Below are 12,332 nucleotides of genomic sequence, written 5' to 3'. Positions count from 1 at the left end.
AGTGGTTGAATGTTTCCTGTATTAGAAACGGAGCGGCTTACACTTAGGCAAATGACAGATCAGGACGCGGAAGCCATTTTTGCTTGTTTCTCAAACCATGAAGTGACACGCTATTACGGACTTGAAAACATGGAATCTATAGAACAGGCCATTTCAATGATTCAAACCTTTGCCGCCCTCTATCAAGAAAAACGTGGTATAAGGTGGGGAATAGAAAGACGGGATACGAAAGATTTGATCGGAACAATCGGCTTTCACGCTCTGGCCCAAAAGCATAGGCGTGCAAAGATCGGTTATGAAATCACCCCGGCGCATTGGCGAAACGGCTTTGCATCAGAAGCCATTTCAGAGGCTGTCTCCTACGGGTTTACTTCCCTTGGCCTGACGCGTATTGGCGCAGTTGTATTTACCCAAAATGAAGCATCAAATCGTCTGCTTATAAAAATGGGATTTCAAAAAGAAGGTGTTTTAAGACAGTACATGTATCAAAATGGAATTCCCTATGATACAAATGTATATTCTATTTTAACATCAAATGAATGAACAGGCGGCATTCTCTCGAATCTGTATGTACATTCCCTTTTCTTTAATGATTCATGACCTGTACAAGTTATGCCACCTTAATTCTGGATCCCTATATTCCATATTTCCCAAGTATAAAAAGATGCATAGTGGCCTATGCATCTCTTGTTCGTTCTCCACTATTCATAAATCCCTTTAATAATCCTTCTTCTTGTGATAAAACCACCAAGGAAACAAAACACAGCCGACCACATTAAAATATAGACAACCTGAGTTTTGTATTCCCACATTGTATGCCCCGTTTCTACCCCGTGAATGAAAGTCATATACGCTTTTTGCGGCAGTATCGCACAAAGCGTATTCAACAATGGATGATGCGGAGCAAAAGAAAGAAAACAGCCTGACAATACACACGTGACAACACTGATACCGCTGGACATCAAACTGATGTTTCGATCCATCACAGAAGCCATAAAGATAGCGAACCCTGTCGCAAGCATGATTAGAACACCCAGTAGCCCAGCAAGAATGTCCAAACGGAAACCAATTTCAGCATGAAAGAATACATTTGTAATCACAATGGCCAAGTATGTAGGTATGTATAGACATAAAAACGTAAAGATAAATTGAACAAGCAAATAATTCCCCACATGTACGGGAGACACCAAAATCCTTCTAAAGGTTTTGAGCATCCGGTCTTCTGGATATAACGAAGCTAATGCCACACCTTGCATCAAGACAAGCATTACGATAAAACCTAATATATTCGTTCCTGTTCCCCGTTGAGTCCTTAATTCATCCTCCCCACGGTAACTGCCTGGCATTTTTCCAGTTTCAAAAAATTGCAGAATCATTTTTTGATCCGTTTTACTTTTCAGAGTGGTCACTTTGTAATCATGTTGATTTTTTTCTACGATCGCTGCATATTTCCCTAACACCAGATCAGAAAACTTCGGCTTCTGATAAACCTCCACCACTCTAAATGCAGAGTCACTCGGATGCTGCACGCTGTCCTTCTCTGTTACAAATGCGATCGTTTCTTTGAAAACGGGCTCTCCGGAAAACATAATCGCAACACCAATCATCAGCGGCATAATAATCACTGCAATGATCATAATGGATTTTTTGGTCAGCATTCGTTCCCACCTGTTTCGGAATAAACTCAGCATATATATCCCTCCGGCTTACATACAACTTGTGAAACGGCAATACAAATGATGGAGGCAAATAATAGTCCTGACATAACGGGTAGCAGCATACTGAAATCGTGATCATAAATAAGGCGAAACTGACATTCTATTACCCATTTAACCGGAGAAAAAATTGATATGAAATTGACGATGTTTCCAAATCGATGAATCCCGAAGAATACGCCGCCAAAGAAAACAAAAAAAGCAATCGGAATTTGCATAAGCCCGTTCGCCTGCTCTTCATTTTTGAACAAACAGCAGAACATTGTGCCTAAACAGCAGCCAAAAAATAAAAATACATATAATAAGAGCATGAAATACGGAAGATGTTGTCCACCAAAGTTCAAACGAAACATTGTCTGGGCGACTAACACATTCATACTGTACATAATGACACTGAATATCCAGGTTGATAGTAATTTAGAAAGATATATACCGGTTGTCGAAACGGGCGCATATACAATACGGAGGTTCGCTTTCTTCACCTTTTCCTCCATAAACGTATTTGAAGCCGTCATAGCGATCAGAGCTGCAGCAAAAATCATCATATTCACTCCATAATAATCATACGAACTGACCCCAACTGCCCCAAAGCTGTTTTTCGTTACAAAGCCCATGACCAGAATGAGAACGAAAGGAAAGGCCGAATTGGCGATCACAAGAACCGGATTCCTTACAATATTCATAAAATCAAACGCTATCAATTTTAACAAATTCATTTTTTGTCTCCTAATCTCTTAAGTTTCTTCCCGTCAGTTCTAAAAATACTGTTTCTAACGATATCTCTTGTTTGTTCATGCTTAGAAGGCTGCAGCTTTGGGCACTCAATTCTTCTATGATTTTACTCAGGTGATCTTGGTTCTGCTGAACGGTCACATTTAGTTGATTGTCAGAAAAATCAACTCCTGTCACTCCTTTGATTTCTCTAATCGAGTTTTTATTTAATCGCTGAACATTCGCCAGTTGAAAAGCATATGTTATTTCTTTATTGGCTTCTCTGTACAGCTCTTCTTTTGTTCCATTGGCAATGATTCTCCCTTCATTCATGATTATAATGCGATCTGCAATAGCCTCGACTTCTTCCATATAGTGTGTAGAGTAAATGATGCTTGCACCTTTTGTTTTCAGTTCTTTTATCGATTCCAAAATGTGATGACGGGATTGTGGATCGATTCCTACCGTGGGCTCATCCATGATAATCAGTTTCGGCTGATGGGCAATGGCGCACGCAATGTTTAATCTTCTTTTCATCCCGCCTGAAAACGTCTTTGGCTTGTCATCTTTTCGGTCATATAGCTGTACGAGCTCCAAAGCCTCTTTGACTCGGGCTTTGAGTTCTTCCCCTTTAAGAGAATAAAGACTGGCAAAAAAACGAACATTTTTCTCAGCGGAGATTTCCTCATAAATCGCGAGATCTTGAGGTACAATCCCGATGCCTTTCTTCATTTCCTTTGACCCTTTTTTTACATCATGGCCCAATATTGTAACGTTTCCGGAACTAGCCGACAATATCCCGGATAACATATGAATGGTGGTACTTTTCCCAGCACCATTTGGGCCTAACAAGCCAAGAACTTCCCCCTCTCTCACTTCAAACGAAATCCCATCTACCGCTGTTTTGTTTCCGTACTGCATTTTCAAATCTTCAACTGCCACCACGTTGTTCATACATGTCTCCTTTTTACATTCTCCGTTTTGAGAATTCCTGCAATAAATTTGTTTTCAAATCGTCCCGATTTTGTTCAATGTCAAAATCAGCAGCGTTTTCTTCAAAGCCATCCTGTTCCTCTCCGTCAAAACTGTACAGTTTCTTCAATAAAACCCACAATGTTTCCAACTCTTCCGTAGAAAACCCTTTAAATAGATCTGCCATAAAGTACACCGCTTTTTCACCGCATTCCTCCATGACACGCTTGCCTGAATCAGTAATCTTCACATTAACCGCTCGCTTGTCGCGTTTACTCGGAACAGTAATGACATAACCTCTTTTTTCAATACTACTGACAAGCCTATTGATGTTTTGTTTTGAAGTGCCTAATTTTTTTGCGATGTTGTTAAATGTCGTTTCCTCTTCCGGTAAATGCAGTATGGCAACCATTGTCATAAATTGTCTTGACGTTAAGCTTTCATAATAATCATCCCCGCGTGATTGGATTTTGTTTAAAACAGAAAAAAGAGTAGCGTAAGATTGTTGCATTAAAAATAAATCTTTCAGTTCTTTTGAATAATCCATGTTATTCCCTCCTAAATAGACAATATGTTGTCAATAACATCATAACACTTCTTAATTAATTGTCAACATATTGTCTATTTTCGTTAGAAAAGTTTCAGATCCAGATCCTTCGACAATACAAAAGACAAAAAGCGCCCTGTTGCAGGGGCGCTTTTTGATTAAGATGCATATTGAGGAGATGTTTCCTCCTTTACCGCTTTTTCTTCAGGTATATGAATGCATTTCGTCATGACTGCACTCGCAAGGTAAAGAACCGCAAAGATCCAGACGACGCCTTGCGCACCGACAAGGCCGATGAACAACCAAGCAAGCGCGGGACCGACAAACGCTGATAAACCTGCAGCCAAATTCAATACAGACATGGCTGCTCCTTTGTCTTTTCCGGCCACCGTCGGCACAATTGCACCGATCGGCACATAGCCTGCCAGCAAACCGCCCCAAATAAAGCCGATCACGCTGACAACCGCTACACTTCCGCCGGAGAAAACAGGTGCGTAGTATAATAAGACGGTGAAAATACCGCAGCCGACTCCGCCGAACCACATCACAGTATTTTTCCAGCCGAATTTATCGCCGACAATTCCAAAGATAAGGTTAAACACAATGTTCCCCAGAAAAATGGTTCCCCAAATTTGCAGCCACACATTGGTCGAAATTCCGTGCTGAGCCATGTGCATCGGCAAAAAGACTGGGAATCCATATGTACCAATGCTGTTGATGATTCTGATGATTCCGCTTGTAAGCACGCGCGGATTTGTAAATAGAATCGTTACCCCTTTTAAAAGCTCCTCGGCTGTTTCTGATCGTTTTCTTTTCTTCTTTTCAAAACGGTCTTTATTGATAAACAATGCAAAGAATGCACCGAGACATACCCAAAAAATAGAGCTCCAAAGCGTATTCAAATAACCGAACGCTTTGATCGCGTAGCTTGAGTACCAAGCGCCGAATACAAACATGCCGAGGCAATAGGCAATCCAAAACCAGCCGACAGCAGTGCTCAGTCTGTTTTGCGGTGTTCTGTAAATGACCCATGTCAAGAAAGAATAAGCAAATAGCGGGTAGCCTAACCCTTTTACGAAGTAAGTCACATACATCACAGGGAGGTTTAGCTGTTCAAACCCAAACACGATAAAGGCGGCTGTACCGATTACATAAAACAACAGCCCCATAAACATCGTCCGTTTTGCGCCAAATGCTTCGAGACATACACCTGAAAACCAGGAAGCTATGGCAAGCGCAATCCCGTAAATGCTAAAAATGGAAGCAGATTGCTGAACAGTCAGTCCGTTTTCGGTCAGAAACGGGCTGAGCCAGCCTTGTTCAAGTCCGTCTCCCATCATAAACAAAACAACTCCTAAAAATCCCCACGCAAGCCGCTTTGGTATACCAATTTTATCTAACATATCTGTTTCCTCCTTAGATGCTTATATCCATTACCGTATTACCTTATTAAAGCTAAAAATTAGACAATTCCTCAAAACATCCGGATATGCCGCCTTATATCAACACTTTGCTTTCTGACCCTGAAAAAAAGCGCTGAGTTTGCTTCCATTCCTCATATAAAGCCAATTCTGTCTGACAGCTCTTCGGTTCGATCACCCGGACATTTGCTGACATCTCCTCCATTAATTGAAAGGTTTCATTACAAATGACTGCTGCACCAACGACAGATGCCTGATGATATCCCTCTTTGACATAGATTTTTTTCTGAAGAAGGTCAGCGATATATTGCGTGAGCGCTTTGCTTTGGAATCCCCCTCCACACACCCAAACATAGTCACGTTTAAACGGAGTAACCTCTGTTAAAATATCAAAGTTCCATTTGATTGAAAATGCGATCTCTTCTAGCGCTGCACGTACAAAATGTGCCCTCTTTAAATCTGCTGAAAGCGGAGTGTCAAAAAGAAAACCGCCTCTCGTTAATGCATTCTTTTCAGCTGATAAATAAGAGCCGAGAGCCGCTATACACGCATTGTTTTCTTTTGCTAGTGCAGAAATTTCCTCCTCCATTACGTCGTACGATTCATTCGGATAGAAAATCTGTTTTAATTTTTGATAATTCAGACCGGTAATTCCCGGATTCGTTTCCACTAGCCAATGCCCTTGATCTGTATGGCAGTTCAGCCAGGCTTTATGTTTTGTGTCGCCATGATCCGCAGTAATTTTGGTTATTGGCGTTGTTGTCCCTGATACGATGACAATGTCCTCAAGTCCAGCTCCGGTGCTTTTCACAGCTAGCTGTGTATCCCCGCCCCCGGTTATCACCTTAGCATTTATTGATAGACCTAATTCGGCTGCATATTCATTTGCTATTGTTCCAATTGCTGTTCCCGCTCTTACAAGAGGCGGAAGGAGAGATGGAGAAAAGCCGAATATGTCGCACATCTCTTCTGACCAAGTGTTATGCTTCACATCAAACAGCAGCGTTTCTGTTGCCTGCGATGGTTCATATGTTAGGATTCCGCTCAGTTGGTATGTCACCCAATCACTGATGCTTGTAAAGCTTGCAGTCTTTTCCCATAAAGAAGGCTGGCGCTGCTTCAAACCATAAAGCTTGAGTGCAGAAAAAAGCGCAGTTGGCAGACGGCCTGTACGGCTGTATATCTCTTCCCGATCGGGAATGCTCTCCTCCCACTCTCGGCCACGGTTATCTATGTTCGGCAGCCCGAGAAAAGAGTCACCGTTTTGATCGATCAGAACAATCCCCTGTCTTTGACTCGTCGATGTCAACCCAATGATGTCAATATCACGCGAACGGGATAGCGCACGTTTTGCCAACCTCATTACTTGCTTCCACAGTATCTGAGGGGAAAAATAACGGCTGTCCGGGTAAAGCGTCTCAGTGGAATACTCGATGTCCTCCCGTTCAACCGTTTGAACAATGCCTGAGACACTCACGACCGCTACCCTCGCATTGCCTGTGCCGATATCGAAAACGAGATAGCCTTTTTGTTTTTTCATTCTGTTAACCTCTTTTCTTTACCTCTGTTCCCAGTTTGTCTTTGTTATACAATGTCGGAATATTGGGAATTTTTTCAACCTTCCACTTTTTGAGGGCATCATTCATGATCGATACGTGATGATCCTCTACTTCAAAGGTTGCTCCAGCGAGATGCGGTGTTGCCAGAACATTAGGCAATGAGATCAATTCATAATCTGATTCCTCTGGAGGTTCATGATAAAAAACGTCTAGTACCGCACCTCTGATTTTATGTTCTTTTAATACAGATAAAAGATCTTCACGGTTTACGACAACTGCTCTTGAAGTATTGACGAAAATCGCACTCTCTTTCATCAAATCAAAATATTGCCGATCTATCAGTCCAAGTGTTTCCTCAGTACGAGGCAGATGGACAGAAACGATATCACTGTCTGAAAACACCGTTTTAAGAGCTGCTTTTTCATACAGCGGATGATCGTCTAGAATGTATGGATCGTAATACTTTATCTTACAGTCAAACGCAGTCAGCAGTTTTGCAATCCTTTGGCCAACCGCGCCGAACCCAATCATGCCAACCGTTTTTCCTGTTAGCTCATTTCCTTTAAATTTGACATAAGCCTGCAGGTAATCACTTTTCCACTTTCCATCCTTCAGCCATTGATTCGAGGCGCTGGTATGACGGAGAAAGGAAATCACATTTCCAATAAACATTTCGGCAACGGCTTGTGCATTCCGCCCTGGTGTATAAAAAACAGGTATACCCCTTTTTGAAGCAGCTGCCACATCCACATTGGAGGGCATTCCCCTGCAAACACCGACAAATGAAAGTTCGGGAACAGAAGCAAATACGCTGTCTGTTACCTGATCAAGCTCAGTAATCAAACCTGTCGCATTTGTTGCCTTTAGCAGCTGAATGAGTTCATCCTCCCGATATGCCCGGCCTTGTTCTTTCCAAGATTGATAAATAACTGAGCTAAACAAGTTTTCAAGCTCTTTTCGCCCTTCTTCGTTGTACGGCGCTGTAACCAAAACCGTCATGGTGCAAAACATCCTTTTCATCGTATTTTTTCATAAAAAAATCTCTTTCCGAAGATGGAAAGAGATTCATATATAGGCGCGCTCTGTTACAGGCAGACACCGGTATAAACCTTGCTTTCCTATCTTTCAAGCTGACGCTTGCTGGAATTGGCACAATAATGTTGCCGAGGTTTCATAGGGCCAGTCCCTCCACCTCTCTGGATAGAAAATGTTGAGTATGTAATTTTCAAAATAAAGAATACGTTTATCATAAAGAAGTCTCAGATTGATGTCAATCTCTTTTTTCAGAATTGACGTTATCATCCGAAATGTTATAATTCTTACAAAATATCTAACTAGAGAGGAACTGGGCCATGAAATCTTTTGCCACACAACAAAACGGCATTTTTAAATCCGTTTGCTCGCTGGACTGCCCGGATCAGTGCGGATTATTAGTACATAAAAAAGACGGAAAAATTGTGAAAGTGCAGGGAGATCCCGATCATCCTGTCACAGCTGGAAACATATGCAACAAAGTTCGAAACATGACGGAGCGCATCTATGATGAAAAGCGGCTGACTACACCGCTTAAACGGACAGGCGCGAAAGGCCAAGCGATATTTGAACCGATTTCCTGGGAAGAGGCGATTGATACGATCACCTCCCGCTGGAAGCAGCTGATTGATGAAGAGGGAGCTGAAAGCATACTTCCTTACAGCTTTTACGGAAATATGGGGAAATTGACAGCTGAAGGAATGGACCGCCGCTTTTTTTACCGCATGGGATCAAGCCAGCTTGAACGGACGATTTGCAGCAAAGCGGGATCTGAAGGCTATAAATATACAATGGGCATAAGCGCGGGAATCGATCCTGAGGAAACCATTCATACAAAACTATTTATTTTTTGGGGAATTAACGCTGTCAGCACAAACATGCACCAAATTACGATCGCCCAAAAAGCGCGAAAAAAAGGTGCCAAAATTGTCGTGATCGATGTACATAAAAATCAGACAGGGCGTCTTGCAGATTGGTTTATTCCAATAAAGCCGGGAACTGACAGCGCACTTGCCCTTGGCATCATGCACATTTTATTTAAAGAAAACCTTCACGATGAAGCATTCCTGTCTGAATACACGGTCGGCTACGACAAGCTCCGTGAACACGTGAAACAGTATAATCCGGAAAAGGTATCAATGATCACCGGGATCAGCACTGAAGATATTTATCAGCTGGCAAGAATGTATGGGAAAATCTCCCCTTCTTTTATCAGAATCGGAAATGGAATCCAGCATCACGATAACGGCGGGATGATTGTAAGGACGATTGCCTGTCTTCCGGCGATCACCGGCCAATGGCTGCATAAAGGGGGCGGCGCAATTAAGCATAACAGCGGAATTTTAGAATATAACACAAATGCCTTGCAGCGGCCCGACTTATTAAAAGGGCGCACACCGAGGTCGTTTAATATGAATCAGCTTGGCAAGGTGCTTTTGGAAACAGATCCGCCTATCCGCTCTCTTTTTATTTATGGAACAAACCCTGCCGTCGTCGCGCCGGAAGCAAACAAAGTCAGACAGGGCTTGCTGCGGGAAGACTTGTTTACTGTGGTTCATGATTTGTTTTTAACGGAAACGGCTGCATATGCGGACATTGTACTGCCTGCAACATCCGCTTTTGAGAACACTGATTTTTATACCTCCTACTGGCACCATTACATTCAGCTTCAGCAGCCGGTGATTGAGAACTATGGAGAAAGCAAGTCTAATACTGAGGTGTTCCGATTACTGGCTGAAGCAATGGGATTCACAGACCAGGAGCTCAAGGATTCAGATGAAGAATTAATACGCCAAGCGCTTGACCATCCAGATAATCCGCATTTGGCAGAGATTAATTACGATTCACTTACTAAGCACTCATTTATGAAAGCGAAACGCAATAAACCGCTGTTTCCTGGCAAACTTCCAACGCCAAGCGGAAAAATAGAATTATATTCAGAACAAATGAGACAAGCTGGTTTCCCGGCTTTACCGACATTTACGCCTCTTGTAACCGATAATGAACATCCGTTTATGTATGTTCCGGCGCCAAACCATAATTTCTTAAACTCAACGTTTTCAAACAATAAAAAACACATCAAGCTCGAAAAGACGCCAAAGCTCTTTATCAACACAAAAGATGCTGAAGAACATGGAATCGTTGATGGGGCTCCTGTACGAGTTTGGAACAGCCGGGGAGAATGTGAGCTGACCGCATCAGTCGGAGAACAAGTACTGCCAGGTGTCGTTGTCAGCCAAGGATTATGGGCAGATGAGCAAGGAAAAAAACAGCTTGTAAACGCGCTAACCCCAGACCGGCTGTCCGATATGGGGGGCGGCGCCACCTTTTTTTCAGGCCGTGTACAGATTGAAAAGGTTTGAAAAAACAGCCAGTATTCGTTTTGGCTGTTTTCTTTCAAATTTAATGAAACCTGGAGCATGCCAAGCCCGTATATCATAACATTGACATAATGGAGGCATGCATATGGACGTTTTTTTAGGAATCGGTATTGCTTTGGCTGGCTATTTTATCGGTGAAGGCTTAAAGCAAATGAACCATCCAAAAGCATATGAAAAAAGTGATACCTATCTTATAAAAGAACGAGATATTCACTTTTACATCGGACATTTTTTAGGAATTACTACAGCTGAGGCTAAACAGTTAGCCGGAGATATGAAAGACATCCCTTACATCGAAATAAACGGAAAAAGATATGTACAGAAACAGATGTTAAAAGAATGGACATTTACATTAGTTGAAAAACAGCAGGGTTAATATAGAAAAACTGAGGAGAGCGCAATGCTCTCCTCAGTTTAGTTTAACTATATGGTTTGACCCTTTGCCATAAGCGATGTTAAAACGATTAACCCCATCAATTTCTTTCCTCAAACAGGACAAAATGTCCGTTCCACTACAATAGATTTTATATTCCCTTTGATTGATGACGTTATCATCTTGATGAACGTATGTATCGTAAAAAATTAGAAAACCTATTCGGATTGAATATGTGCTCTCGTTATGCCCTTCCATACTGGGCCTTTATCCTAAAACTTTTAGGTTCACGCAGCAATGTAAATGCAATATCCTCAATTTTTAATGAATCCCCGACTTTTTCATATTCGACTTCAGTTTCTCTGATTTGCTTTATACGCCCGAAGCTGTACGTTTATAAAGGATCAGGGAATCCCAGAACCAGTAAATCACTGCAGCTGTAATACTTAACACATAATAAATATACGATTGCAATGTCCATGCTATTGACGCAGGTTGACCAATAAAAAATAACAGGAAAGCTACGATAAAAGCAATCACACTGTAAATCAATAAATACATGACATTGAATGTTCTCGCTTTTTTCTGCAACATCATTTGCAGCGGAACAGCAAAAAGGCCATACATCATAAAACCGTATAATAAAGCAATTGCTGCTGTAAACAATGCAATTATCATATCGCCATACATAACGAAAGAATATAGCCCGAAAAACAAACCAAACGTAAGGCTGGATAGCCCTAATGTCATTAGATAATATGCTGCGATTTTTTTCATTTTTTCACCCCCCTTGTTTGATTTATTCACAGTGCTGTTAGTATACATTCACAACCTTTGTATTTCTTTTATCAAGATGTCTTCCCCCACTGCCATACGCAATGCGATGATAAAAAGTTTCAAAAATGACGGCTTTTTATTAAATAATACGACTCGCATGGAGATGCCTCTCCTGATTGGCCAAATCGCGAATGAAAAAAACGAATGAATACCTGATCAACAGACAAAATAAGAAGAGTTGATATTTCAACACTTTTCGTAAAGGAGTGAAACCTATGAGTCAAAAAGGAATTCAAAATTCAAGTATTGAACAAATAAAAAATGACCATGAGACTGAGACAGCTTTTAAAGCAGATGATCCTAAAAAACATGGTTCTTCTGATCCTAAAAGAACGAAATAAGTTCTTGACCGCACTAAAATTTCAATAATCTGGAGGAAGTACAGTGACTCAAAAAAATGGAGCCGACAGACCTGATGATTATAAAAGATTTTCTTCATTAGACAAGGAATATAATTTTCAGCAATCTGTAAGCAGCAATTCTGAGACAGAAAGTGTACACACTGAAACACAAACTCATAACAAAGAAAACATAAATGACACAACGGGTGTAGCCGGGAAATCCTTTGAGCCCTCGGATTATAAAGGAACTACACAATTAGAAAAAGGATTGGCTGAGACTCACGAACAAGTCAGCGATGACTATTTTGAAGGGACGATCGATCAAAACTTGGACTAGTCATTCAAACGGAACGAGCTTGAGAAAAAAGCCGGTTTCGTTTTTAGAAACAATCTCAATAAAGGCAGTAAAACCCCACCTCATGAGATGGGGTTTTGCGCTTTAG

At 41.5% G+C, this 12,332-nt stretch carries 13 protein-coding genes and 1 riboswitch; of the genes, 5 read left to right on the top strand and 8 right to left on the bottom strand.

The window, feature by feature from the left end; genetic code table 11:
- The first annotated feature begins 9 nt into the window (after positions 1–9).
- Entirely contained in the window at positions 10–543 is a 534-nt protein-coding gene (locus QA442_RS12565; RefSeq protein WP_095431629.1) for a GNAT family N-acetyltransferase, read from the top strand.
- Positions 544–701: 158 nt separating this feature from the next.
- Here the strand turns inward: QA442_RS12565 and QA442_RS12560 are convergent, their stop codons facing one another.
- From QA442_RS12560 to QA442_RS12530, 7 genes are all read right to left on the bottom strand, one after another.
- The gene (locus QA442_RS12560; protein ID WP_095431628.1) at positions 702–1,691 is read right to left on the bottom strand and encodes an ABC transporter permease; all 990 of its coding nucleotides are present in this window, start codon (positions 1,689–1,691) and stop codon (positions 702–704) included.
- On the bottom strand, positions 1,685–2,431 hold the full coding sequence (locus tag QA442_RS12555) for an ABC transporter permease (RefSeq protein ID WP_069839352.1): 747 nt from the start codon (positions 2,429–2,431) through the stop codon (positions 1,685–1,687). The genes QA442_RS12560 and QA442_RS12555 overlap by 7 nt, the downstream gene beginning before the upstream one ends.
- Positions 2,432–2,441: 10 nt before the next feature.
- The gene (locus QA442_RS12550) at positions 2,442–3,380 is read right to left on the bottom strand and encodes an ABC transporter ATP-binding protein (RefSeq protein WP_069839351.1); all 939 of its coding nucleotides are present in this window, start codon (positions 3,378–3,380) and stop codon (positions 2,442–2,444) included.
- 13 nt (positions 3,381–3,393) lie between these two features.
- Positions 3,394–3,945, bottom strand: a complete 552-nt coding sequence (locus tag QA442_RS12545) for a MarR family winged helix-turn-helix transcriptional regulator (RefSeq protein WP_069839350.1) — start codon at positions 3,943–3,945, stop codon at positions 3,394–3,396.
- Between the two features lie 158 nt (positions 3,946–4,103).
- On the bottom strand, positions 4,104–5,348 hold the full coding sequence (locus tag QA442_RS12540; protein WP_095431627.1) for an MFS transporter: 1,245 nt from the start codon (positions 5,346–5,348) through the stop codon (positions 4,104–4,106).
- A 94-nt stretch (positions 5,349–5,442) separates the two neighbouring features.
- Positions 5,443–6,906 carry an FGGY-family carbohydrate kinase gene (locus tag QA442_RS12535; protein ID WP_095431626.1) on the bottom strand — a complete coding sequence of 488 codons (1,464 nt, stop codon included), beginning with the start codon at positions 6,904–6,906 and terminating at the stop codon, positions 5,443–5,445.
- 4 nt (positions 6,907–6,910) lie between these two features.
- Positions 6,911–7,945, bottom strand: coding sequence for a 2-hydroxyacid dehydrogenase (locus tag QA442_RS12530; RefSeq protein WP_095431625.1), 1,035 nt, complete (start codon positions 7,943–7,945; stop codon positions 6,911–6,913).
- 95 nt (positions 7,946–8,040) lie between these two features.
- A riboswitch (SAM riboswitch) is annotated at positions 8,041–8,132 on the bottom strand.
- A 145-nt stretch (positions 8,133–8,277) separates the two neighbouring features.
- Between QA442_RS12530 and QA442_RS12525 the strand changes: the two genes are divergently transcribed.
- On the top strand, positions 8,278–10,320 hold the full coding sequence (locus tag QA442_RS12525) for a molybdopterin oxidoreductase family protein (RefSeq protein ID WP_095431624.1): 2,043 nt from the start codon (positions 8,278–8,280) through the stop codon (positions 10,318–10,320).
- Positions 10,321–10,423: 103 nt separating this feature from the next.
- Positions 10,424–10,714 carry a hypothetical protein gene (locus tag QA442_RS12520; protein ID WP_095431623.1) on the top strand — a complete coding sequence of 97 codons (291 nt, stop codon included), beginning with the start codon at positions 10,424–10,426 and terminating at the stop codon, positions 10,712–10,714.
- A 369-nt stretch (positions 10,715–11,083) separates the two neighbouring features.
- Here QA442_RS12520 and QA442_RS12515 read toward each other — a convergent pair whose 3' ends face one another.
- Positions 11,084–11,488 (bottom strand): UPF0715 family protein, encoded by a 405-nt coding sequence (locus QA442_RS12515; RefSeq protein ID WP_095431621.1) that lies wholly within the window; start codon positions 11,486–11,488, stop codon positions 11,084–11,086.
- A gap of 275 nt (positions 11,489–11,763) precedes the next feature.
- Here QA442_RS12515 and QA442_RS12510 point away from each other — a divergent pair, with 275 nt between their 5' ends.
- Positions 11,764–11,889 carry a hypothetical protein gene (locus QA442_RS12510; protein ID WP_014664191.1) on the top strand — a complete coding sequence of 42 codons (126 nt, stop codon included), beginning with the start codon at positions 11,764–11,766 and terminating at the stop codon, positions 11,887–11,889.
- 43 nt (positions 11,890–11,932) lie between these two features.
- Positions 11,933–12,226 carry a YozQ family protein gene (locus tag QA442_RS12505; RefSeq protein WP_095431620.1) on the top strand — a complete coding sequence of 98 codons (294 nt, stop codon included), beginning with the start codon at positions 11,933–11,935 and terminating at the stop codon, positions 12,224–12,226.
- Positions 12,227–12,332 lie beyond the last annotated feature (106 nt).

Origin of the sequence: Bacillus stercoris (assembly GCF_029772985.1) — a bacterium.
Taxonomy (GTDB): domain Bacteria; phylum Bacillota; class Bacilli; order Bacillales; family Bacillaceae; genus Bacillus; species Bacillus stercoris.
Note: the sequence above shows the minus strand (reverse complement) of the source record. Positions and strands in the feature narration are given on the sequence as shown.

Bases quoted from the DNA above. Each gene is read 5' to 3' on its own strand.
- QA442_RS12565 (WP_095431629.1), top strand. From the start codon at position 10: ATGTTTCCTGTATTAGAAACGGAGCGGCTTACACTTAGGCAAATGACA.
- QA442_RS12560 (WP_095431628.1), bottom strand. From the start codon at position 1,691: ATGCTGAGTTTATTCCGAAACAGGTGGGAACGAATGCTGACCAAAAAA.
- QA442_RS12555 (WP_069839352.1), bottom strand. From the start codon at position 2,431: ATGAATTTGTTAAAATTGATAGCGTTTGATTTTATGAATATTGTAAGG.
- QA442_RS12550 (WP_069839351.1), bottom strand. From the start codon at position 3,380: ATGAACAACGTGGTGGCAGTTGAAGATTTGAAAATGCAGTACGGAAAC.
- QA442_RS12545 (WP_069839350.1), bottom strand. From the start codon at position 3,945: ATGGATTATTCAAAAGAACTGAAAGATTTATTTTTAATGCAACAATCT.
- QA442_RS12540 (WP_095431627.1), bottom strand. From the start codon at position 5,348: ATGTTAGATAAAATTGGTATACCAAAGCGGCTTGCGTGGGGATTTTTA.
- QA442_RS12535 (WP_095431626.1), bottom strand. From the start codon at position 6,906: ATGAAAAAACAAAAAGGCTATCTCGTTTTCGATATCGGCACAGGCAAT.
- QA442_RS12530 (WP_095431625.1), bottom strand. From the start codon at position 7,945: ATGAAAAGGATGTTTTGCACCATGACGGTTTTGGTTACAGCGCCGTAC.
- QA442_RS12525 (WP_095431624.1), top strand. From the start codon at position 8,278: ATGAAATCTTTTGCCACACAACAAAACGGCATTTTTAAATCCGTTTGC.
- QA442_RS12520 (WP_095431623.1), top strand. From the start codon at position 10,424: ATGGACGTTTTTTTAGGAATCGGTATTGCTTTGGCTGGCTATTTTATC.
- QA442_RS12515 (WP_095431621.1), bottom strand. From the start codon at position 11,488: ATGAAAAAAATCGCAGCATATTATCTAATGACATTAGGGCTATCCAGC.
- QA442_RS12510 (WP_014664191.1), top strand. From the start codon at position 11,764: ATGAGTCAAAAAGGAATTCAAAATTCAAGTATTGAACAAATAAAAAAT.